Here is a 22412-nt window from a genome sequence, read left to right as displayed (position 1 = left end):
CGCCCGTACAGGAACGGCCCAGGGGGTCGAGAAGGCGAGCCCTCTCGACCCCCTGGGCCGGTCCGGCGGAACTACAGCCCGTACCGCGCCCGGGCCTCCTTCACGGCCGTCGCCTGCACCTCGCCCCGCTTCGCCAGCTGGGCCAGGGCCGCGACGACGATCGACGGCGCGTCGACGCCGAAGTGACGGCGGGCCGCCTCACGGGTGTCGGAGAGACCGAAGCCGTCCGCGCCGAGGGAGGAGTAGTCCTGCTCGACCCACTGGGCGATCTGGTCGGGGACCTGGCGCATGTAGTCGGAGACCGCGAGCACCGGGCCCTCCGCGCCGTTCAGCGCCTGCCGGATGTACGGGACCCGCTCCTCGCCGCGCAGCAGGGCCGCGTCGGCCTCCAGCGCGTCCCGGCGCAGCTCCGTCCACGAGGTCGCCGACCACACGTCGGCTGCCACGCCCCAGTCCTCGGCGAGCAGCTTCTGCGCCGCGAGCGCCCAGTGGATCGCCGTGCCGGAGCCGAGCAGCTGGACGCGCGGCGCGTTGGCGGCCGGGGCGAGCCCCGCCGACTCCGCGGTGTTGAAGCGGTACAGGCCCTTGACGATGCCCTCGTCGATGCCGAGGCCCGACGGCTTGGCCGGCTGCGGCATCGGCTCGTTGTAGACGGTGAGGTAGTAGAAGACGTCCTGGTCCTCACCGTCGGCCGCCTCGCCGTACATCCGGCGCAGACCGTCCTTGACGATCGTGGCGACCTCGTACGCGAACGCCGGGTCGTACGTCAGCGCCGCCGGGTTGGTCGCGGCGATGACCGGGGAGTGGCCGTCGGCGTGCTGCAGGCCCTCGCCCGTCAGCGTCGTACGGCCCGCCGTGGCGCCGACGAGGAAGCCGCGGCCGAGCTGGTCGCCGAGCTGCCACATCTGGTCGGCCGTGCGCTGCCACCCGAACATCGAGTAGAAGATGTAGAACGGGATCATCGCCTCGCCGTGCGTCGCGTACGACGTGGACGCGGCGATGAAGTCGGCCATCGAACCGGCCTCGGTGATCCCCTCGTTGAGGATCTGGCCGTTCTGGGCCTCCTTGTAGTACATCAGCTGGTCGCGGTCGACCGGCTCGTACGTCTGGCCCTTGGGGGAGTAGATCCCGAGGGACGGGAAGAGCGACTCCATGCCGAAGGTGCGCGCCTCGTCGGGGACGATCGGCACCCAGCGCTTCCCGGTCTCCTTGTCGCGGACCAGGTCCTTGACCAGGCGGACGAAGGCCATCGTGGTGGCGACGTTCTGCGAGCCGGAGCCCTTGTCGAAGGAGGCGAACGCCTTCTCCGCGGGCGCGGGCAGTGGCGCGACCGGGTGCACGCGGCGGGCCGGGGCCGGGCCGCCGAGGGCGGCGCGGCGCTCCTGGAGGTAGCGGACCTCGGGCGAGTCGGCGCCGGGGTGGCCGTAGGGGACGACCCCGTCCTCGAACCGCGCGTCCGGGATCGGCAGTTCGAGCAGGTCGCGCATGGCCTTGAACTCGTCCACCGTCAGCTTCTTCATCTGGTGGTTGGCGTTCTTCGACGCGAAGCCCGGGCCGAGGGTGTGGCCCTTGACCGTCTGCGCCAGGATGACCGTCGGCGCGCCCTTGAACTCGACCGCGGCCTTGTAGGCGGCGTACACCTTGCGCGCCTCGTGGCCGCCGCGGGAGAGGTGGAAACACTCGAGGATCTTGTCGTCGCTCAGCAGCTTCGCCATCTCGGCGAGCGCCGGATCCTTGCCGAAGAAGTCCTCGCGGATGTAGGCGGCGTCGCGGGTCTGGTACGTCTGCACCTGGGCGTCCGGCACCTCACGCAGGCGGCGGACGAGCGCGCCGGTGGTGTCGAGCTGGAGCAGCTCGTCCCAGGCGGTGCCCCACAGCGTCTTGACGACGTTCCAGCCGGCGCCGCGGAACTGGGCCTCCAGCTCCTGCACGATCTTGAAGTTGGCGCGGACGGGACCGTCGAGACGCTGCAGGTTGCAGTTGATGACGAAGGTCAGGTTGTCCAGGCCCTCGCGGCTCGCCAGCGCGAGCGCGGCCGTCGACTCGGGCTCGTCCATCTCGCCGTCGCCGAGGAAGGCCCAGACGTGGGAGGCGGAGACGTCCTTGATGCCGCGGTTGGTCAGATAGCGGTTGAAGCGCGCCTGGTAGATCGCGGAGAGCGGGCCGAGGCCCATCGACACCGTCGGGAACTCCCACAGCCAGGGCAGCCGGCGGGGGTGCGGGTACGACGGGAGGCCGTTGCCCGCCGCCTCCTGGCGGAAGTTGTCGAGGTGCTGCTCGTTGAGCCGGCCGTCGAGGAAGGCGCGGGCGTAGATGCCGGGGGAGGCGTGGCCCTGGATGTAGAGCTGGTCGCCCGAGCCGGGGGAATCCTGCGATTCCTTGCCCTTGAAGAAGTGGTTGAAGCCGGTCTCGTAGAGCCAGGCCGCGGAGGCGAAGGTGGCGATGTGGCCGCCGACGCCGTGTTTGCTGCCTCTGGTCACCATCGCGGCCGCGTTCCAGCGGTTCCAGGCGGTGATCCGGGCCTCCAGCGCCTCGTCGCCGGGGGCGGCGGGCTCGGCGGAGGTGGGGATGGTGTTGACGTAGTCCGTCTCGAGCAGCTTGGGCAGCGCGATGCCGTTGCCCTCGGCACGCTCCAGCGTGCGCCGCATCAGGTACGCGGCACGGTGCGGCCCGGCCGCCTGGGCGACCGCGTCCAGCGAGGCCTGCCATTCGGCGGTCTCCTCCGGGTCCCGGTCGGGGAGCTGGTCGAGCGCGCTCGGCTGGATGGCGTGGGGGTCGGTCATGTCGCCGCCTTCCTCAGTCGAAGGGGGTTCCCTCATCGGTCGGGGGATCGGGGTGCCCTTGTTCTTGGCAGGACAGGGCGGTGGGGCTCGGGTGAGAGCCCGTCGGCGACAATAACCCGGTGATCGATGATCGATCAAAGGGTTGCGGGGCAAAACCTCTTGATCACGAGAAAGTCGGCACGGGGTGTCTCCGACGGGGGCACGGGGTGTCTTTGTGGGCGGAGTTTCTGCAGGTGAGGGTTGGCTGGGGGGTGCGGGTGCGGGTTGGTGGGGGCTGGGTGCGCAGTTCCCCGCGCCCCTTGGGGGTCCTCGCTGGGCTGGGGAGCGTTGGCGTCGGCTTGGGGGATTCGGGTGCGGGTTGTGGGGGCGTGTCGCGCAATTCCCCGCGCCCCTTGGGGAGTTGTCGCTGAGCGGGGGAGATCGTTGCCCCTTAGGGGGTTGTCGGGTCTGCTGCTCGGGGGGCGCAGCCGAGCACGTGGTTCTTCACCAGGCGGCCTATGTCGGGGTCGCGGTTCTGGAAGGCTTCCACCAGGGCCTGGTGCTCCTCCGCGTACGACTGCTGGACCGTGCCCAGCCAGCGGATCGACAGGGCCGTGAAGACCTCGATGCCCAGGCCCTCCCAGGTGTGCAGCAGCACCGAGTTGCCCGCCGCGCGCACCAGTTCGCGGTGGAAGCCCACCGTGTGCCGCACCTGCCCCGTGCCGTCGGCGGCGCGGTCGGCCTCGTAGAGCGCCGCCACATGCGTCTCCAGGGCCGAGCAGTCCTCCGCCAGCCGCGCGGCCGCCAGCTCCGCCGCGATCGCCTCCAGACCGGCCCGGACCGGGTAGCTCTCCTCCAGATCGGCCGCGGTGAGGTTCCGCACCCGGACGCCCTTGTTCGGCGCGGACTCGATCAGCCGCAGCGACTCCAGCTCGCGCAGCGCCTCCCGCACCGGCGTCTGGCTGACCTCCAGCTCGGTGGCGATCCGCCGCTCCACGATCCGCTCGCCCGGCTTCCAGCGACCGCTGACGATCCCCTCCACGATGTGCTCGCGGATCTGTTCGCGCAGCGAGTGGACGACGGGCGCGGTCATGTGTGCTCCTTAGGGAGGGGCAGCGCATCGGCCCCTGGGGCGGCGGTGACGTGGAGAAACAATACGGCCGTCAGCCCGTGCCGGAAGGTGCGCGGGGGCGCTTTCCCGCAGGTGAGACGAGGCTTACACGCTTGGGTAACACGACGGCGCCCCCACCGGAAGCCCGAGGGCTCCGACGGGGGCGCCGTACGACCGTGCGCGGGTCGGCGGAAGGGCTCAGAGGCCGAGCTCGACCTCGAACTCACCGGCCTCCAGGATCGCCTTCACCGCGGTCAGGTAACGCGCGGCGTCGGCGCCGTCCACCAGGCGGTGGTCGTAGGACAGGGTCAGGTAGGTCATGTCGCGGACGCCGATGACCGTGCCCTCCTCCGTCTCGATGACGGCCGGACGCTTCACCGTGGCCCCGATGCCGAGGATCGCGACCTGGCCCGGCGGCACGATGATCGTGTCGAAGAGCGCACCGCGCGAACCGGTGTTGGAGACGGTGAAGGTCGCGCCGGACAGCTCGTCCGGGGTGATCTTGTTGGCGCGGACCTTGCCCGCGAGCTCCGCCGTGGCCTTGGCGATGCCGGCGATGTTGAGGTCGCCCGCGTGCTTGATGACCGGGGTCATCAGGCCCTTCTCGGAGTCCACCGCGATCCCGACGTTCTCGGAGTCGAAGTAGGTGATCGTGCCCTCGGCCTCGTTGATCTTGGCGTTGATGACCGGGTGGGCCTTCAGCGCCTGGGCCGCCGCCTTCACGAAGAACGGCATCGGCGAGAGCTTGACGCCCTCGCGTGCGGCGAACGAGTCCTTGGCCTTGGCGCGGAGCTTCATCAGGCGGGTGACGTCGACCTCGACGACCGAGGACAGCTGCGCCTGCTCGTGCAGGGCCTTGACCATGTTGTCGCCGATGACCTTGCGGATGCGCGGCATCTTGACGGTCTGGCCACGGAGGGGGGAGGCCTCCAGGGTGGGCGCCTTCTTGGCGGCCGGGGCAGCGGCGGCGGCCGGGGCCGGAGCGGCGGCGGCGGCCTTCGCGGCCTCGGCGGCGGAGAGCACGTCCTGCTTGCGGATCCGGCCGCCGACGCCGGTGCCCTTGACGGAGCCCAGGTCGACGCCGTTCTCGGCGGCGAGCTTGCGCACCAGCGGGGTCACGTACGCGCCGTCGTCACCGGCGCCCGAGGCGGCGGGGGCGGGCGCGGCCGGGGCCGCCGGGGCGGGAGCCGGTGCGGGTGCGGGAGCCGGAGCGGACGGGACCGGCTCGGGAGCCGGGGTGGTCTGCTGCTGCGGGGCCGGAGCCGTGGGCGCCTGCGGAGCCGGGGCCGGAGCGGCGGGCGCGGCCGGGGCCGGAGCGGGCGCGGCCGGGGCCTCGGCGGCCGGGGCCGGGGCGGCGGGGGCCGGAGCGGCGGCCGGAGCCGCGCCCGGGGCGCCGATGACGGCCAGCTTGGCGCCGACCTCGGCGGTCTCGTCCTCGCCGACGACGATCTCCAGCAGCACACCGGAGGTGGGCGCCGGGATCTCGGTGTCGACCTTGTCCGTCGACACCTCCAGCAGCGGCTCGTCGGCCTCGACGGAGTCGCCGACCGACTTCAGCCAGCGGGTGACGGTGCCCTCGGTGACGGACTCGCCCAGCGCGGGCAGGACCACGTCGGTGCCCTCGGCGGAACCGCCGCCGGCAGCCGCCTCGGCGGTGGGAGCGGGGGCCGGGGCCTCCTGCTCGGTGGAGGGAGCGGCCGCGGCCGGCTCGGGAGCGGGCTCGGCGACCGGCTCGGCGGCCGGGGCCGGGGCGGCGGCCGCCGAGCCGGTGCCGTCGTCGATGAGGGCCAGCTCGGCGCCGACCTCCACGGTCTCGTCCTCGGCGACCTTGATGGAGGCCAGGACGCCGGCGGCGGGCGAGGGGATCTCGGTGTCGACCTTGTCGGTCGACACCTCCAGCAGCGGCTCGTCGGCCTCGACGCGCTCGCCCTCGGCCTTCAGCCAGCGGGTGACAGTGCCCTCGGTGACGCTCTCGCCGAGCGCCGGAAGGGTTACGGAAACCGCCATGGTTTCTGTTGCTCCTTACGAATTGCGGAAGTCTGGATCGTCGCTTCGTCGACCGAGGGGTCAGTCGTGCGCGTGCAGCGGCTTGCCCGCGAGGGCCAGGTGCGCCTCGCCGAGCGCCTCGTTCTGCGTCGGGTGGGCGTGGACGAGCTGGGCGACCTCGGCCGGCAGCGCCTCCCAGTTGTAGATCAGCTGGGCTTCGCCGACCTGCTCGCCCATGCGGTCGCCGACCATGTGGACGCCGACCACGGCGCCGTCCTTGACCTGGACGAGCTTGATCTCGCCCGCGGTCTGGAGGATCTTGCTCTTGCCGTTGCCCGCCAGGTTGTACTTCAGAGCGACGACCTTGTCCGCGCCGTAGATCTCCTTGGCCTTGGCCTCGGTGATGCCGACGGAGGCGACCTCGGGGTGGCAGTACGTCACCCGCGGGACACCGTCGTAGTCGATCGGTACGGTCTTCAGGCCGGCCAGGCGCTCCGCCACCAGGATGCCCTCGGCGAAGCCGACGTGCGCGAGCTGGAGGGTGGGCACCAGGTCGCCGACGGCGGAGATGGTGGGGACGTTGGTGCGCATGTACTCGTCGACGAGGACGTAGCCGCGGTCCATCGCGACGCCCTGCTCCTCGTAGCCGAGGCCCTGCGAGACCGGGCCGCGGCCGACGGCGACCAGCAGCACCTCGGCCTCGAACTCCTTGCCGTCGGCGAGGGTGACCTTGACGCCGTCCTGGGTGTACTCGGCCTTGTCGAAGAAGGTGCCCAGGTTGAACTTGATGCCGCGCTTGCGGAAGGCGCGCTCGAGGAGCTTGGAGGAGTTCTCGTCCTCGACCGGGACGAGGTGCTTCAGACCCTCGATGACGGTCACGTCCGCGCCGAAGGACTTCCACGCCGAGGCGAACTCGACGCCGATGACACCGCCGCCGAGGATGATCGCGGACTTCGGCACGCGGTCCAGGACGAGGGCGTGGTCGGAGGAGATGATCCGGTCGCCGTCGATCTGCAGGCCCGGCAGCGACTTGGGCACGGAGCCGGTCGCCAGCAGGATGTGACGGCCCTGGATGCGCTTGCCGTCCACGTCGACGGAGGTCGGGGACGACAGCCGTCCCTCGCCCTCGATGTACGTCACCTTGCGGGAGGCGACGAGTCCCTGGAGGCCCTTGTACAGGCCGGAGACGACGCCGTCCTTGTACTTGTGGACCCCGGCGATGTCGATGCCCTCGAAGGTCGCCTTGACGCCGAACTGCTCGCTCTCACGGGCCTGGTCGGCGATCTCGCCCGCGTGCAGCAGGGCCTTCGTGGGGATGCAACCCCGGTGCAGGCAGGTCCCGCCGACCTTGTCCTTCTCGATCAGGGCGACGTCCAGGCCCAGCTGCGCCCCGCGCAGTGCCGCGGCGTAACCGCCGCTGCCGCCGCCGAGGATCACTAGGTCGAAAACGGTGCTGGCGTCGTTCGCCACGTCACGTCCTCCATGCATGTGCGCCGTGCGCCGGTCGTCGCTGACCGCCGGCGGCTGGTGTCCGGCCGCTCTTTCTCCGGCCCTGTGGTGGGGGCCCTGTCCTGCCGAGCCCCATCTTTGCACTTGTGGGAGACCGACGAGACGCCGGGCTGCTGTGTGAGACACCCCACTGGTCCGACAAAAGGGGCGCGGGGAACCGCGCGACCAGCCACCCGCGGTCCGCACCCGCCGCATGACGGATCGGCCCGAGTGATCAGGCGCACAGTCCCCCGCGTCCCGTAAGCGGGCGTCAGCCCAGGTCACCCGCAGCGGTCAGCTCCGCAAGCCGCACCAGCGTCCGCACAGCCGTACCCGTCCCGCCCTTGGGCGTGTACCCGAAAGGCCCGCCCTCGTTGTACGCGGGCCCGGCGATGTCCAGGTGCGCCCAGGCGATCCCCTCGCCCACGAACTCCCGCAGGAACAGCCCCGCGACGAGCCCGCCGCCCATCCGCTCGCCCATGTTCGCGATGTCGGCGGTGGCCGAGTCCATCCCCTTGCGCAGGTGCTCGGGCAGCGGCATCGGCCACGCAGGCTCGCCGACCTCCTCCGCCGCCTCGTACACCGCGGAGCGGAACGCGTCGTCGTTGGCCATGACGCCGAACGTCCGGTTGCCCAGCGCCAGCATCATCGCGCCGGTGAGGGTCGCGACGTCCACGATCGCGTCGGGCTTCTCCTGCGAGGCCGCCCACAGCGCGTCGGCGAGGACGAGGCGTCCCTCGGCGTCGGTGTTGAGCACCTCCACCGTCTTGCCGCTGAACATCCGCAGCACGTCGCCGGGGCGGGTGGCGGAGCCGGAGGGCATGTTCTCGGCCAGCGCCAGCCACGCGGTGACGTTGACGTCGAGACCGAGCCGCGCGACGGCGACGACGGCGGCGAAGACCGCCGCGGCGCCGCTCATGTCGCACTTCATCGTCTCGTTGTGACCGGCCGGCTTCAGCGAGATGCCGCCCGAGTCGTAGGTGATGCCCTTGCCGACGAAGGCGAGGTGCTTCTTCGCCTTGGACGAGGTGTACGACAGCTTCACCAGGCGCGGGGCCGACGCGGAACCGGCGCCGACGCCGAGGATGCCGCCGTAGCCGCCCTTGGCGAGCGCCTTCTCGTCGAGGATCTGGATCTTCACGCCGTGCGCCTTGGCAGCGTCCTGCGCGATCGCGGCGAACGCCTCGGGGTTGAGGTCGTTCGGCGGCATGTTGATCAGGTCGCGGGCGCGGTTGAGCTCCTCGGTGACGGCACCGGCGCGGGCGAGCGCGGCCTTGTGAGCGGCGTCGCGCGGCTTGCCGCCGAGCAGGACGGCCTCGGCGAGCGGGGCCTTGCCGTTCTTGGCCTTGGGGTCCTTGGCCTGCTGCTTGTAGGCGTCGAAGGAGTAGGCGCCCAGTCCGACGCCCTCGGCGACGGCGCCGAGGGCGGCGGCGTCCGTCACGGGCAGGGCGAAGGCGGCCTTCTTGGCGCCGGCGAGGGTGCGGGCGGCCACACCGGCCGCCTTGCGCAGGGCTTCGGCGTCGTAGGAGGCGTCCTTCTCGGGCTCCCCGCCCAGACCCACCGCCAGCACGAGCGGCGCCTTGAAGCCGGCCGGGGCGGGCAGCTTCGTCACCTCTCCCTCGGCGCCGGTGGCCCCGAGAGTCTCCAGGACGGCGGCGAGCCGGTCGTCGTAGGCCTTGTCCACGGCCTCGGCGCCCGGGGCGACGACCAGGTTCGACGACCTGGAGGCAGGGCCCTTGGCGACACCGATCACGATCGCGTCGGCCCGCAGGCCGGGCGCCGCGGCGGTGCTGAGAGTGAGAGCAGTCACGGTGGTGAAATCTCGCTTCCGATGTGAAGTTGCGGTGGCCGAAAGTGGTGGGCCGACCGGACCCGACAGCCGACCCTAGATCCGGGCCGGGGGAGCGGTCGTCACCGGGGGTATGTCCCACCGGCGCGGCGAACCGATGGGGCGGACCCCGCAATGAGCCTACGCGTGCGCGTGCGGTGGCTCACGCACGCGGGTGTCAACCAGGCGGCGGCGTCACGGCCCTGAGCCGATCCTCGCACCCCGCGAGCCCCGCCACGCATGACAAACAGGACAGTCGTGAAGGCCCGTGGAGTTGCCCTAGCCGCCCAGGCAGAGGGCGACCAGGGACGTGGTCGTCGCGGTCTCCGCGACGGCGCCGAAGACGTCCCCGGTGACGCCGCCGAAGCGGCGGACCGAGTGGCGCAGCAGGAGTTCGGCGGCGGCGACGGCGAGGACGACCGCGAGGGCCGCGCGGACGGCGTCGTACGGGCCCGTGAGCGCGCCCCCGGCGGCCGCGGCGGCCACGCAGACGGCCGCCACGGCCGCCGCCCGCCGGGCCGGCACCGCCCCGGCGACCGCCGCGCCCAGCCCCTCCGGCCGGGCGGCCGGCACGCCGGTGCGGGCGGCCAGGGTGAGCGCCAGCCGGGCCACGACCGCCGAGACCACGGCGGCGGTCGCGCCGCGCGTCCAGGAGGCGTCGTAGAGCTGCGCCAGCGCGGCGACCTGGGCGAGCAGCGTGAACAGCAGGGTGAGCACGCCGAACGGTCCGATGTCCGACTGCTTCATGATCCGCAGCGCGTCCTCGGCGGGACGGCCGCTGCCCAGGCCGTCCGCGGTGTCGGCGAGCCCGTCCAGGTGCAGACCGCGCGTCAGGACGGCGGGCGCGGCGGCGGAGGCGACCGCGGCGAGCAGCGGGCCCGCGCCCGCGAGCAGGGCCAACAGCCCCAGCCCGGCCGCGCAGCCGCCGACGACCAGCCCGACCGTGGGGGCCGCGGTCATGCCCCCGCGCGCGGCCGAACGGTCCCAGCGGGTCACCCGGACCGGCAGCACGGTCAGCGTGCCGAAGGCGAACCGCAGGCCGTCCGGGGCGGAGGCGGCGGACGGCGGCACGGGCGGCGAGGCGGGCGGCGGGGGTGTGGACACCGGCGCAGGTTACCCGGCGGTCGGACGGGCGGCCGAGGAGCGCCGGGGCCAAAATGCGCATATGGGACATTGGTTGCAGCGCAACATCGTCGAGCCGGGCAAGCTCCCGCTGCTCCTCGCCCTCACCGCCTTCGTCCTGACCTTCGTCGTCACCCGGACGGTCACCCGCCTGATCCGCGCCGGGAAGGGGCCGTTCGGCAACGTCAGCGCGGGCGGGCTGCACATCCACCATGTCGTGCCCGGCGTGATCCTTACCGTCCTCGGGGGCTTCGGCGCGGTGGCCGGCGGTCAGCACGGCTTCGGCTCGGCCGCCTTCGCGGTCGTCTTCGGCGTCGGCGCGGGCCTCGTCCTCGACGAGTTCGCGCTGATCCTGCATCTGGCCGACGTGTACTGGACGGAGGCGGGCCGGCAGAGCGTGGAGGCCGTCGTGCTGACGGCGGCCCTCGTGGGTCTGATGCTGGTGGGCTTCTCGCCGTTCGGCGTCAACGACCTGACCGCGGACGAACTCCAGGACCGCGGCACCGTGATCGCGACCGTCGGCGGCAACTTCCTCGTCGCCCTCGCCGCGCTCACCAAGGGCAAACTGAAGATGGCGATCTTCGGGGTGATCGTCCCGTTCGTCGCCCTCATCGGCTTCGTCCGCCTCGCCCGCCCCGGCTCGCCCTGGGCCCGCCGCTTCTACCGCCACCGCCCCCGGGCCCGGGCGAAGGCCGCACTCCGCGCCTACCACCACGACCGCCGCTGGAGCGGCCCCACCCGGGCCATGGCCAACTGGCTCGGCGGCAAACCGACGCCGGAACTGGAGTCGGCGAGCCACGAGTAGGTCTGCGGTCCGGTCCGGGGGTGGCAAGGTCCTGGGCGTTCGACGGGGGCTCAGCCCTCGGCCCGAGCGGCCTTCCCCGGCTCGGCCTCATCGCCGATCGCGACCGGCTTCTCCTTGTCCGGGCTCTCGCCGGCCGCGACCGGCTTCTCCAGGACCGAGGTCTCGCCGGCAGCGGCCTGCTTCTCCGGCTCCGGCTGCTTCGGTTCCGGCTTCTCCGGGAGTTCGGCCGCCAGGGCCGACGCCGCCTGCACCAGGGGGAGGGCCAGCAGCGCGCCCGCACCCTCGCCCACCGTCACGCCCTGGTCCAGCAGCGGCTCCAGCGCCATCCGGTCCAGCGCCTTCGCCTGTCCCGGCTCCCCGCTGCGCTGCCCGGCCAGCCACCAGTCCGGCGCCCGGAACGCGATCCGCTGTCCGACGAGCGCGCAGGCCGCCGCCACCACTCCGTCCAGCACCACCGGCAACTTCCGTACGGCGCACTGCAGCAGAAAGCCCGTCATGGCCGCCAGGTCGGCCCCGCCGACCGTCGCCAGCAGCCGCAACTGCTCCCCGAGCACCGGCCGTGCCCGCCGCAACGCATCCCGGATCGCCGCGCACTTGCGCATCCAGGCGAGGTCGTCGATCGCCTCGCCGCCCCGCCCGGTCACCACCGACGCGTCCGTCCCGCACAGCGCGGCGACCAGCACGCCCGCCGCCGTCGTCCCGCCCACGCTGACGTCGCCCAGCACCACCAGGTCCGTCCCGGAGTCCGCCTCCTCGTCGGCGACGGCCACGCCGGCCAGGAACGCGGCCTCCGCCTCCTCGAGCGTCAGCGCGTCCTCGACGTCGATACGGCCGCTGCCACGCCGCACCCGGTGCCGTACGACGTCCTCGGGGAACGTGCCCGGATCGCAGTCCAGCGACATGTCCACGACCCGCACCGGCACCTTCAGCCGACGCGCCAGCACCGACACCGGACGGCCGCCCTCCAGCACCTCCCGCACAAGCTCCGCCGCGCTTCCCGCGGGCCGCGCCGAGACGCCCAGCTCGGCGACCCCGTGATCGCCGGCGAACAACACGACCCGCGGCCGCTCCAGGGGCCGTACGGGCACCGAACCCTGAGCCGCCGCCAGCCACTCGCCCAGGTCGTCCAGGCGCCCCAGTGATCCGGGCGGCACGCTCCGCCGCTCCCGGCGCGCCTCCGCGTCGTGTCGCACCCCGCCGTCGGGACGCTCGATCAGGTCGGTGAAGTCGTCGAGATTCAGCGAGCTCATTCGCCGAACAGTACCGGCACTGATCGAACGCTTCAGCGCCACTCGACCACCACACCCCCACGACGTCGTTGCACCCCCGATCGTGATCCCATACGTTCCGCTTTGCCAGGAATCTGCGTATTTGACCGCCTTCCCCCCTCTGCCCTCCCGATGTCCCAGTGCTTCCCCCTCCCCGGAGCCGCTCATGCCCCCCAGGCCCATCCACGAGCCGCGCCGCGACGACTGCCCCTGGTGCGGCTCGAAACGGCTGCGCACCCGGCTGCGCGCCCCCGACCTGCTGCACCACCGGCCCGGGACCTTCGTGGTCGACGAGTGCCTCGACTGCGCGCACGCATTCCAGAACCCGCGCCTGACCGCCGAGGGGCTCGCCCTCTACCTGCGCGAACCGGAGGCGGGCAGCGGCCGCGGCCTCACGGAGCGCGTCCTCGCCGCCCGCACGAGCCGGCGGCGCCTGAGAGCCGTCGCCCGGACGATGCTGCGCTTCCCCGAGCCGGAGAGCTGGCTGGACGTCGGCACGGGGCACGCGCTGTTCCCGCAGGCGGCCAAAGAGGTGTTCCCCTACACGGCGTTCGACGGCTTGGACCCCACGCCCCGGGTGGAGCGGGCGAGATGGGCCGGCCGGATCGAGGAGGCCCACGTCGGCCGTCTGACGACCCCCGGTATCACCGCCCGCCTGCGGGGCCGCTACGACGTCGTCAGCATGCTGCACCAGTTGGAGCACACCCCTGACCCCCGGGAGGAACTCGCCGCCGCCCTCACCGTGTTGCGGCCCGGCGGACGTCTCCTCCTCGAACTCCCGGACCCCCTCAGCGCGTTCGCCCCGCTCCTCGGCAAGTGGTGGGCGCCGCACGGCCAGCCGCGCCACCTCCACCTCCTCCCGCTCGCCAACGTCCGCGCCGAACTGGAGTCGCGGGGCTGCACGATCGTCGCGGCCGATCGCAGCGCCGCCCACGTCCCCCACGACCTCACCGCCGCCCTCGTGCTCTCCCTCCCGCGCGCCCGCCAGGTCGCCCCCCTCCTGGCGGCCGCCACAGCCCTCGACCACAGCCTCTCCCCGGTGCTGCGCCACACCCGCTTCAGCAACACCTACCGCCTGATCGCCCGGCTCCCCTGAACCGGCGGCGGGCACCATGCCCGGTGCCCGCGGCCCTCACCCCCGCAGAACGACCCCCTGCCCCGCCACCACCAGCACCACCTGCTCGCACTCGCCGGCCACCGCCGCGTTCAGCCTCCCCAGCTCGTCCCGGTAGCGCCGCCCGGAGGCCGTGGCCGGCACGATCCCCGACCCCACCTCGTTGGAGACCAGCACCACCGTCCGCCGGGTCGCCCGCAGGGCCCCCGCCAGCTCCGCGACCCGCTTGCGCAGCTCCCGCTCACCGCCGCCCGCCCACTCCGCGTCGTCCCACGCCCCGACGGAGTCCATCGCGTCCGTCAGCCACAGGGAGAGGCAGTCGATCAGCAGCGCGGGCCCGTCCTCGCCCAGCAGCGGCACCAGGTCGCACGTCTCCGCCGTCCGCCACGACCCCGGCCGCCGCTCCCGGTGCAGGGCCACCCGGGCCGCCCACTCCCCGTCCCCGCCCCGCGTCCCCCCGGTCGCCACGTACAGGACGTCGGGGAAGGACTCCAGCCGCCGTTCCGCCTCGACCGACTTCCCCGACCGCGCCCCGCCCAGCACCAGCGTCCTGCGCGGCACGTCCGGCACGGCCGACACGTTCTCGTACGAGCCGGCCGTCAGCGTCGACCCGTCCGGCACCGCCCGCGCGCCCGCCGCCGCGAGCCGCCGCCGCGTCTCCGCGCCCGGCGGCACGTCGTGGTCGAGGTGGACCGCCACGACGTCCGTCGTCGGCCCGACCGCGCCCACCGCCCGCAGCTTCGCCAGCGCGTCCGGCCGCCCCACCACGTCCGCGAGGACGATGTCGTAGCGCCCGTCGGCGTCCACCGGCTCATGGAGTCCGGCCGGCGCGCCGCCCGGCGGGAGATACAGCAGCCGCTGCCCGTCCGGCCCGGTCACCGCGTACCCGGTGCCGGGCGCGTCCAGCGCGACCGCCCGCACCCGATGCCCCGTCAGCTGCGTCAACTCCCGTCCGTCCGGCACCCGTCCGGGCTGCGGCAGCCCGGCCGGCACTTCCACCGGCGGCCCGTCGTGCGGGTGCGACAGCAGCACCTGCCGCACCCCGGTCAGCGAACGCCCCGCCCGCGCCGCCGCGAACGCCGCGCCCGGCGTCAGGTCCAACAGCAGCGCACCGTCCACGAGAACGGCGGTCGCCGCCCGCGCGTCCGCCCCGAGCGAGGTCGCGCAGACCGCGCACGGACAGTCGGGGCGGGGGAGTCCCGCGGGGGCGCCGGTACCGAGCAGAGTGACTTCCACGAACCGATTTTCGCTTGTCGCCGCCGGTCTTGCGCATCCGACTAGGCTGCGAGCAGGAGCCGGACCAAGATCCGGCTTCTGCGTTGTTCGCGCTCGATACGTTGGAGGTGTACATGGCGGCATGGACGTGGCGGTTCGAGAAGGCCGACGGCACGGAGGTCCAGCCCGCGGTGGAGCCCGAGGAGTTCACCACTCAGGGGGACGCCGAGTCCTGGATCGGGGAGCACTGGAAGGCCCTGCTCGAAGGCGGCGCAGACCAGGTGCGCCTGTTCGAGGACACCACCGAGATCTACGGCCCGATGAACCTGCACGCCGACGAGTCCTGACCCCCACGCGCTGGGGCGGCCACCCACCCCGGCCGCCCCACCTGCGGCCCACTCCGGTCGGCGTCTGTCAGCCTCTGACGCCGCACAGGTGCAGCAGTGCCGCTATCCGGCGGTACGGGTCCGTGCGGCCTGCTCGTTCTTCGGCTGCCAGCAGGTCTTCAACGTCGGCCGGGATCTCCGCCCCGTCCACCGCCAGGTCCGTGAACACCCGGACGCCGTACCAGGACTGGAGCGGCGCGCCGATGCCGGCGAGGGTCGCCGTCAGCGCGTCCAGGCGGTCCGCCCGCACCTCCAGGCCGAGCCGGTTGCGATAGGAGACGGTGTCGAAGGCGGCCTGGGCGCCCGCCCAGTCGCCGGCCAGGCCGGGCCGCAGGGCGAGCGCGTCGCCGTTGCGGACGAGCAGCGACAGCAGCCCGCCCGGGGCCAGCACCCTCGCCAGCCCCGCCAGCAGCGGGTCCGGCTCCTCGACGTACATCAGCACGCCGTGGCACAGCACGATGTCGAAACTGCCCGGCAGGAAGTGCACGCCGGTGTCCCGGCCGTCCCCCTCGATGATCCGCATCCGCTCCCGGATGCCCTCCGGCTCTCCGGACAGGGCCGTGCGGGCCGCGGCGATCATCGTCGCGTCCTGCTCCAGGCCCGTCACCCGGTGACCGAGCCGGGCCAGCCGCAGCGCCTGCGTGCCCTGGCCCATCCCGACGTCGAGTACCCGCAGCCGCTGCCCGACCGGGTAGCGCCCGGCTATCTGCTCGTCGAGCTGCCGGGCCACCAGCTCCTGCCGCACCACGTCACGCAAGCCGCCCAGCGTGTTCAGCCAGGCCTGCGCCGCACCCCCGGAGAAAGAAGCAGCGCTCAGGGCCGCGCTCCACGCTTGACCTGCGGCTTGGGCAGCCGCAGCCGACGCATCTGGAGGGAGCGCATCAGCGCGTACGCCACCGCGCCGCGCCGGTTCTCGTCGGGGAAGCGCTCGGCGAGCCGCTTCTTCAGACGGAAGCCGGTGACGATCGAGTCCAGCACGATCAGCACGATCACCACGAGCCACAGCAGCAGCGCCATGCTCTGCAGGGAGGCCACCCGGACCATGCTCAGCACGAGGATGACCACGGCCATGGGCAGGAACCACTCCGCCACGTTGAACCGCGAGTCGACGAAGTCGCGCGCGAACCGGCGCACCGGACCCTTGTCCCGGGCCGGCAGATACCGCTCGTCGCCCCCCGCCAGCGCCTGACGCTGCCGCTCCATCTGGGCGCGACGCTCGTCACGCTGACGCTTGGCGGCCTCCTTGCGCGTCATCGAAGTGTTGGCGACGCTGCGGCGCTGGGACTGGGCCACGCTGCGCTTGGGCGTGGGCCGACCCTTCGGGGCCTGCGGGTCGCGGGGCTGCTTGGAGTCGGTCAGCGGCGCCTTGTCGGCGACTGCGGCCTTCTCTTCCTTGGCACGGCTACGGAACACAAAACCCAAGGGTAAGCGCTTCTCGGGCATGGACCCCAGCCCGGCGGGGAACGATCCGGCAACACCAGTCGTCTGAAGTGGGGACAGACCGGGCGGAGGTGGGGTGAGAGGGGGCGCCCGCTGCCCGCCGCTCACCCTGAGGAGCTCCTACTCCCCAGGCGGGAGCCAAGGCTTCACCAGTCGTCCTTGGGGATGAGCGCATCCGTCTCCGAACAGTGCGTCAATGGATGCAGGGCCCGTACTGTGGGTCCTGTCGCAGACCTGTGAGCTGGAGTCCGTCAGAAGGGGGCGCGCGAAGCCCATGAGCGGTGTCATGAAGCGTATGGGGATGATCTTCCGCGCGAAGGCGAACAAGGCCCTTGACCGGGCCGAGGACCCGCGCGAGACCCTCGACTACTCGTACCAGAAGCAGCTGGAGCTCCTGCAGAAGGTCCGCCGCGGCGTCGCCGACGTGGCCACCTCCCGCAAGCGGCTGGAACTCCAGCTCACCCAGCTCCAGTCGCAGTCCTCCAAGCTGGAGGACCAGGGCCGCAAGGCGCTCGCGCTCGGCCGGGAGGACCTCGCCCGCGAGGCCCTCTCCCGCCGAGCCGCCCTCCAGCAGCAGGTCACCGACCTGGAGACCCAGCACGCCACACTCCAGGGCGAGGAGGAGAAGCTCACCCTCGCGGCCCAGCGGCTCCAGGCCAAGGTCGACGCCTTCCGCACCAAGAAGGAGACCATCAAGGCCACCTACACCGCGGCTCAGGCGCAGACCCGCATCGGCGAGGCGTTCTCCGGCATCTCCGAGGAGATGGGCGACGTCGGCCTCGCCATCCAGCGCGCCGAGGACAAGACCGCACAGCTCCAGGCCCGCGCCGGCGCCCTCGACGAGCTCCTCGCCTCCGGCGCCCTCGACGACCCCACCGGCATCGCCAAGGACGACCTCCAGGCCGAGCTGGACCGCCTCTCCGGTGGTACGGATGTAGAGCTGGAGCTCCAGCGCATGAAGGCCGAGCTCGCCGGCGGCCCCTCCGCCGGGCAGCAGGCCATCGAAGGCGGCACGAACCAGCAGGCGCAGCCCCAGCAGCAGCCGCAGGACACCCCGCGCTTCGACAAGCAGTAGCCCGGCGCCGGGACCGCACTCCGAGGAGGGCGCATGATCGTACGGATCATGGGGGAGGGCCAGTGGACGCTGGCCGACTCCCATCTGAGCGAGCTGAACATGCTGGACGACGAGCTGCTGAAGGAGATGGAGGGCGGCGACGAAGAGGGCTTCCGCCGCACTCTCGGCGCCCTCCTGCACGCCGTCCGCCGCCTCGGCGAGCCCCTCCCGGACGAGACCCTGGAACCCTCGGAACTCATCCTCCCGGCTCCGGACGCCGGCCTGGAGGAGGTCCGCGAGATGCTGAGCGACGGCGGACTGATCCCGGGCTGAAGCTTTCGGTGTCGGGGACTTCCGGCCCGTCCGGGGGTCCCCCTGAGGGAGATCGAGTCTTCAGGACCGAAGCGGGGCCTTGGGGCGGCAACCCCCGGCAACGTCCACCGGAGCGACGCTCACTCATCACCGCGACGTCCACTCGAAGCGGCGCCCACTGTAAAGGCACGGCACCTTGACACCCCTCGCCCGAGCCCAGCGCCAGTTGAGAGCCCACCCCCTGGCCGCCGACGCCACCCTCGCCGCGGGCGTCCTGGTCTGCATGCTGGCCGGCTCCTTCGTCGACCCGCACGGCGAGCGCGGCGTCAGCTGGAGCCTGCGCACCCCCGACCCGTTGAGTCTGCTGCTCATGACCCTCAGCGCCGCCGCCCTCGTCTTCCGGCGCAGCGCCCCCATGACGGTCCTCGCCGTCACCGGCAGCCTCTCCCTCGTCGAGTCCGTCACCGGCGACCCCCGCGCCCCGGTCGCGATGTCCGCCGTCGTCGCCCTGTTCACCGTCGCCGCCACCACCGACCGCGCCACCACCTGGCGGGCCGGGCTGCTCACCATGACCGTCCTCACCGGCGCGGCCATGCTCGCCGGCCCGCTGCCCTGGTACGCCCAGGAGAACCTGGGCCTGCTCGCCTGGACCGGCATCGGCGCCACCGCCGGCGACGCCGTCCGCAGCCGCCGGGCCGCACTCCAGGCCATCCGGGAACGGGCCGAACGCGCCGAACGCACCCGTGAGGAGGAGGCCCGCCGCCGGGTCGCCGAGGAGCGCCTGCGCATCGCCCGCGACCTGCACGATGTCGTCGCCCACCACATCGCCCTGGTCAACGTCCAGGCCGGGGTCGCCGCCCACGTCATGGACAAGCGGCCCGACCAGGCCAAGGAAGCCCTCGCGCACGTCCGCGACGCCAGCCGCTCCGCGCTGAACGAACTGCGCGCCACCGTCGGGCTGCTGCGCCAGTCCGGCGACCCCGAGGCCCCCACCGAACCCGCCCCCGGCCTGGACCGCCTCGACGAGCTCGCCGGCACCTTCCGCAGCGCCGGCCTCCAGGTGGAGATCGCCCGCGACGACCAGGACACCGCGCTCCCCGCCGCCGTCGACCTGGCCGCCTACCGGATCATCCAGGAGGCGCTGACCAATGTGCGCAAGCACGCCGGGGACGAGGCCAAAGCCGAGGTCAGCGTCGTCCGCGTCGGACCGCACATCGAGGTCACCGTCCTCGACGACGGCTCCGGCGACGCCCCGGCGCAGCAGGCCGGCGGCGGCCACGGCCTGCTCGGCATGCGCGAACGCGTGACCGCCCTGCGCGGGACCCTCACCGCCGGTCCGCGCTACGGCGGCGGCTTCCGCGTCCATGCCGTCCTGCCGCTCAAGACACCCAGCGCCGCCGCAGCAACGGAGGACCCCGTATGAGCATCCGTGTCCTGCTCGCCGACGACCAGGCACTGCTGCGCAGCGCCTTCCGTGTGCTCGTCGACTCCGAGCCAGACATGGAGGTGGTCGGCGAGGCCTCCGACGGCGCCGAGGCGGTGCGGCTGGCCAAGGAACGCGAGGCCGACGTCGTCCTGATGGACATCCGCATGCCCGGCACCGACGGCCTCGCCGCGACGCGCCTGATCAGCGCCGACCCGACGCTCACCGACGTACGCGTGGTGATCCTGACGACGTTCGAGGTCGACGACTACGTGGTGCAGTCGCTGCGCGCGGGCGCCTCCGGATTCCTCGGCAAGGGCAGCGAGCCCGACGAACTGCTGAGCGCCATCCGGGTCGCCGCGGGCGGTGACGCCCTGCTGTCGCCGGCCGCCACCAAGGGTCTGATCGCCCGCTTCCTCGCCCAGGGCGACCCCGACGACGTCCGCGACCCCGCCCGAGCGCGGGCGCTGGACGCCCTGACCGTCCGCGAGCGCGAGGTCCTCGTCCAGGTCGCCGGCGGTCACTCCAACGACGAGATCGCCGAACGCCTGGAGGTCAGCCCGCTGACCGTGAAGACGCACGTCAACCGGTCCATGGCCAAACTGGGCGCCCGCGACCGCGCCCAACTCGTGGTGATCGCCTACGAGTCCGGGCTGGTACGCCCGAGAGCGGACTGAGCCCGGATGCCGGCTCCGGTGGCGCCGATTCCCTTTCCAGGGCGCGGGTTTCCTATCCTGTGAGCTCGAACTGCTCTGCGGGGAAGGGGGACCGGGGCGGTGGCGCTGCACAAGGACGACCCGAAGTCGCTCGGCGGGTACCGGATCGTCGACCGGCTCGGCGCCGGCGGCATGGGCGTCGTCTACCGGGCCGTGTCCGGGTCGGGCCGAGAGGTCGCCGTCAAGGTGGTGCACGCCCAGTACGCAGAGGACGCCGTCTTCCGCACCCGATTCCGGCAGGAGATCGATGCCGTCCGCAAGGTGAGCGGCGCCTTCACCGCGCCCGTCGTGGACGCGGACCCGGAAGCCGTACGGCCGTGGATGGCCACCCAGTACGTGCCCGCGCCCTCGCTCGCCGCCCGGATCCGGGACGAAGGACCGCTCAGGCAGCCGGAGTTGCGCCGGCTCGCCCTGGGGCTGGTGGAGGCTCTGCGGGAGATCCACCGGGCCGGGGTCGTCCACCGCGACCTCAAGCCGGGGAACGTCCTGATGGCCGAGGACGGGCCCCGCGTCATCGACTTCGGCATCTCCCGGGCGACGGAGAACCAGACACTGACCGAGACCGGCCACTTGATCGGCACCCCGCCGTTCATGTCCCCGGAGCAGCTCACCGACGCCCGCACGGTCGGGCCGCCCTCGGACGTCTTCTCCCTCGGCGCGCTCCTGACGTTCGCGGCGACGGGCCGCGGCCCCTTCGACGCGTACAGCCCGTACCTGACGGCGTACCGGGTGATGAACGAGCAACCGGACCTGACCCGCCTGCCCCCGTCCCTGCGCGCGGTCGTGGCCCACTGCCTGGCCAAAACCCCGGACGAGCGCCCCGAACTGGACGACCTGCTGAAGGAGTTCGCGGCCGCGCTGCCGGAGGGCACGCAAGAGGCGCAGGAGAGCGAGGAGAACCACGGGGCGCAGGAGGACAGGGACGCCGCGGCCTCACGGCGGCCCGGCCCCGGCACGAACCCCGAGCCCGTGGTCGGACCGCCCCTCGAACAGGTCGCCGAGCCGCTCGAGGGACCCGTCGCCGAGCCGGCCGACGACCGGCGCGGCCGTGTCCGCCTGCTCGCTCTGGCCGGCGCGGCCGGGGTGCTCGCCGTCGCCCTCGCCGTCTACCTCGTCCTCGGTCCGCTGAACGACCGCGGCGGCGACCGTGCCGGCGGCTCCCCGAGCTCGGCGGACTCCCGCTGGGCGGCCGTCCCGGCCGGCTGGAAGCCCTGGACCACGACCGTGCGCGAGCCTGCCGAGCACGGCGTCACGCGCGCCCCGGAACGCACCGGCGAACAGGGCACCCCGGCCTGCGCGTCGGCCGCGGGCGCCGTCTACTGCGTCGGCGGCGGGGTCCTGCCGATCCGGGTCGACGCGCTGACCGGCCGGACCCTGTGGCGGGCGGGCGCCGCCGGCTCCGAGAAGGCGCCCGCCAGGTACGAAGGGCACATGCTCGGGGTCGAGGACGGCGTGGTGCTCGTCAGGGAGTCGGAGCCCCTGACGCCGGACAGCAGCCCGCGGCCCCCGGCCCTGACGGCTCTCGACGCCGACACCGGCAAGAGGCTCTGGTCGCGTCCGGTGTCCTCCGGGAACGGCGCCCCGGGCCTCGCCGGCGGGCTGGTCATCGTCCCCGAGGCCGACCTCCGGACGATGACCGCGCGTTCCCCGCGCGACGGCGCCCGCCGCTGGTCCGCCCCCCTGCCCGCCGACCACGCCTGCACCTTCCACGGCTTCGGCGACGCCCTGTACACCCTGTGCGGGCGGTACGACGTCGACGAGCCGAAGGCCAAGCTCCTCTCCATCGACCCGGCAGACGGCAAGACCCGTGAACTCGCGGTCGTCGCGCCGGACAGCGTGCTCCTGGGCGCGCGGGACGGTCGGCCGGTGCTCGTGGAGCCGGCCGAGGCGAGCAGGCGGGAGTCAGGCGACGACCTGGCGTACGCGCGTGTGGTGACGGTCGATCCGGCGAGCGGTGAACGGCGGGCGGTGACGGCGGCGGGGGAGCCCGTGGGACAGCCGGCGCTGATCGGCGGGGTGGTCTGCTTCGCGGCGTCCAACGGACTGGTCACCGCCGTCTCCCCGGAGACGGGCGCACGGCTGTGGCGGACCCGTACGAGCCTGGAGCAGCCCGGTCGGGCGATGGCGGGACCGCGAGGGGCGACGGTGTTCCTCGCCAGCGCGAGCGGCCGGGTGGCCGCGCTGGACGCCCGTACGGGTCGCGTCCTGTGGGAGACGCTCCCGCACGCGGCCCGGATCGGGGCGTCGGGCTGGCTCCCGGAGATGCTCCCGCTGGCGGGCGCGCTGGTGGTGGTCACCTCCGACGGGACGGTCTTCTCCGTGGACCCCGCGCACCCCGACAGCACCCCGGCCCCGGCGTGAGCGTGCACGACGGAGCCGGGG

18 protein-coding genes are annotated in these 22412 nt (G+C 73.2%); 8 read left to right on the top strand and 10 right to left on the bottom strand.

The window, feature by feature from the left end; genetic code table 11:
* Window positions 1-71 precede the first annotated feature (71 nt).
* From aceE to ACIOC0_RS26995, 6 genes are all read right to left on the bottom strand, one after another.
* A complete protein-coding gene (gene aceE, locus ACIOC0_RS27020) occupies window positions 72-2783 on the bottom strand; it encodes a pyruvate dehydrogenase (acetyl-transferring), homodimeric type (RefSeq protein WP_402158186.1) in 2712 nt (903 codons plus the stop codon).
* A 430-nt stretch (window positions 2784-3213) separates the two neighbouring features.
* Window positions 3214-3855 (bottom strand): GntR family transcriptional regulator, encoded by a 642-nt coding sequence (locus ACIOC0_RS27015; RefSeq protein ID WP_402158185.1) that lies wholly within the window; start codon window positions 3853-3855, stop codon window positions 3214-3216.
* A gap of 216 nt (window positions 3856-4071) precedes the next feature.
* A complete protein-coding gene (sucB, locus tag ACIOC0_RS27010; protein WP_402158183.1) occupies window positions 4072-5880 on the bottom strand; it encodes a 2-oxoglutarate dehydrogenase, E2 component, dihydrolipoamide succinyltransferase in 1809 nt (602 codons plus the stop codon).
* A 60-nt stretch (window positions 5881-5940) separates the two neighbouring features.
* Window positions 5941-7329: a dihydrolipoyl dehydrogenase gene (lpdA, locus tag ACIOC0_RS27005; protein ID WP_351093326.1), complete on the bottom strand. Its 1389-nt coding sequence runs from the start codon at window positions 7327-7329 to the stop codon at window positions 5941-5943.
* Between the two features lie 289 nt (window positions 7330-7618).
* The gene (locus ACIOC0_RS27000; protein ID WP_402158182.1) at window positions 7619-9157 is read right to left on the bottom strand and encodes a leucyl aminopeptidase; all 1539 of its coding nucleotides are present in this window, start codon (window positions 9155-9157) and stop codon (window positions 7619-7621) included.
* 297 nt (window positions 9158-9454) lie between these two features.
* Entirely contained in the window at window positions 9455-10279 is an 825-nt protein-coding gene (locus ACIOC0_RS26995; RefSeq protein WP_402158181.1) for an adenosylcobinamide-GDP ribazoletransferase, read from the bottom strand.
* A 61-nt stretch (window positions 10280-10340) separates the two neighbouring features.
* On the opposite strand from ACIOC0_RS26995, the gene ACIOC0_RS26990 reads away from it, so the two are divergent.
* Window positions 10341-11102, top strand: a complete 762-nt coding sequence (locus tag ACIOC0_RS26990) for a hypothetical protein (protein ID WP_402158179.1) — start codon at window positions 10341-10343, stop codon at window positions 11100-11102.
* Between the two features lie 50 nt (window positions 11103-11152).
* Here ACIOC0_RS26990 and cobT read toward each other — a convergent pair whose 3' ends face one another.
* Window positions 11153-12352 (bottom strand): nicotinate-nucleotide--dimethylbenzimidazole phosphoribosyltransferase, encoded by a 1200-nt coding sequence (gene cobT / locus ACIOC0_RS26985; protein WP_402158178.1) that lies wholly within the window; start codon window positions 12350-12352, stop codon window positions 11153-11155.
* A gap of 184 nt (window positions 12353-12536) precedes the next feature.
* Here cobT and ACIOC0_RS26980 point away from each other — a divergent pair, with 184 nt between their 5' ends.
* Window positions 12537-13466 (top strand): class I SAM-dependent methyltransferase, encoded by a 930-nt coding sequence (locus ACIOC0_RS26980; protein WP_402158176.1) that lies wholly within the window; start codon window positions 12537-12539, stop codon window positions 13464-13466.
* A gap of 36 nt (window positions 13467-13502) precedes the next feature.
* On the opposite strand, the gene ACIOC0_RS26975 is transcribed toward ACIOC0_RS26980, so the two are convergent.
* Window positions 13503-14720 carry a bifunctional adenosylcobinamide kinase/adenosylcobinamide-phosphate guanylyltransferase gene (locus ACIOC0_RS26975; RefSeq protein ID WP_402158175.1) on the bottom strand — a complete coding sequence of 406 codons (1218 nt, stop codon included), beginning with the start codon at window positions 14718-14720 and terminating at the stop codon, window positions 13503-13505.
* A gap of 113 nt (window positions 14721-14833) precedes the next feature.
* On the opposite strand from ACIOC0_RS26975, the gene ACIOC0_RS26970 reads away from it, so the two are divergent.
* Window positions 14834-15046: a hypothetical protein gene (locus ACIOC0_RS26970; protein ID WP_130437139.1), complete on the top strand. Its 213-nt coding sequence runs from the start codon at window positions 14834-14836 to the stop codon at window positions 15044-15046.
* A gap of 67 nt (window positions 15047-15113) precedes the next feature.
* On the opposite strand, the gene ACIOC0_RS26965 is transcribed toward ACIOC0_RS26970, so the two are convergent.
* Window positions 15114-15815, bottom strand: coding sequence for a class I SAM-dependent methyltransferase (locus tag ACIOC0_RS26965; protein WP_402158228.1), 702 nt, complete (start codon window positions 15813-15815; stop codon window positions 15114-15116).
* Between the two features lie 83 nt (window positions 15816-15898).
* Window positions 15899-16528: a DUF3043 domain-containing protein gene (locus tag ACIOC0_RS26960; RefSeq protein ID WP_130437140.1), complete on the bottom strand. Its 630-nt coding sequence runs from the start codon at window positions 16526-16528 to the stop codon at window positions 15899-15901.
* Between the two features lie 271 nt (window positions 16529-16799).
* Here ACIOC0_RS26960 and ACIOC0_RS26955 point away from each other — a divergent pair, with 271 nt between their 5' ends.
* The 5 genes from ACIOC0_RS26955 to ACIOC0_RS26935 all read left to right on the top strand — a co-directional run bounded on the left by ACIOC0_RS26955 (window position 16800) and on the right by ACIOC0_RS26935 (window position 22391).
* Complete coding sequence (locus tag ACIOC0_RS26955; RefSeq protein WP_402158173.1) at window positions 16800-17600, top strand: PspA/IM30 family protein; 801 nt, start codon at window positions 16800-16802, stop codon at window positions 17598-17600.
* Window positions 17601-17633: 33 nt separating this feature from the next.
* Window positions 17634-17912, top strand: coding sequence for a hypothetical protein (locus ACIOC0_RS26950; protein ID WP_402158171.1), 279 nt, complete (start codon window positions 17634-17636; stop codon window positions 17910-17912).
* A gap of 175 nt (window positions 17913-18087) precedes the next feature.
* Window positions 18088-19314: a sensor histidine kinase gene (locus ACIOC0_RS26945; RefSeq protein WP_402158169.1), complete on the top strand. Its 1227-nt coding sequence runs from the start codon at window positions 18088-18090 to the stop codon at window positions 19312-19314.
* On the top strand, window positions 19311-19991 hold the full coding sequence (locus ACIOC0_RS26940) for a response regulator transcription factor (protein ID WP_351093309.1): 681 nt from the start codon (window positions 19311-19313) through the stop codon (window positions 19989-19991). The genes ACIOC0_RS26945 and ACIOC0_RS26940 overlap by 4 nt, the downstream gene beginning before the upstream one ends.
* A 99-nt stretch (window positions 19992-20090) precedes the next feature.
* Entirely contained in the window at window positions 20091-22391 is a 2301-nt protein-coding gene (locus ACIOC0_RS26935) for a PQQ-binding-like beta-propeller repeat protein (protein ID WP_402158167.1), read from the top strand.
* Window positions 22392-22412 lie beyond the last annotated feature (21 nt).

Source organism: Streptomyces sp. NPDC088254 (genome assembly GCF_044740925.1).
Taxonomy (GTDB): Bacteria; Actinomycetota; Actinomycetes; order Streptomycetales; family Streptomycetaceae; genus Streptomyces.
The sequence above is the reverse complement of the archived record's forward strand: the minus strand, read 5'-3'. Positions and strand labels throughout refer to the sequence as shown.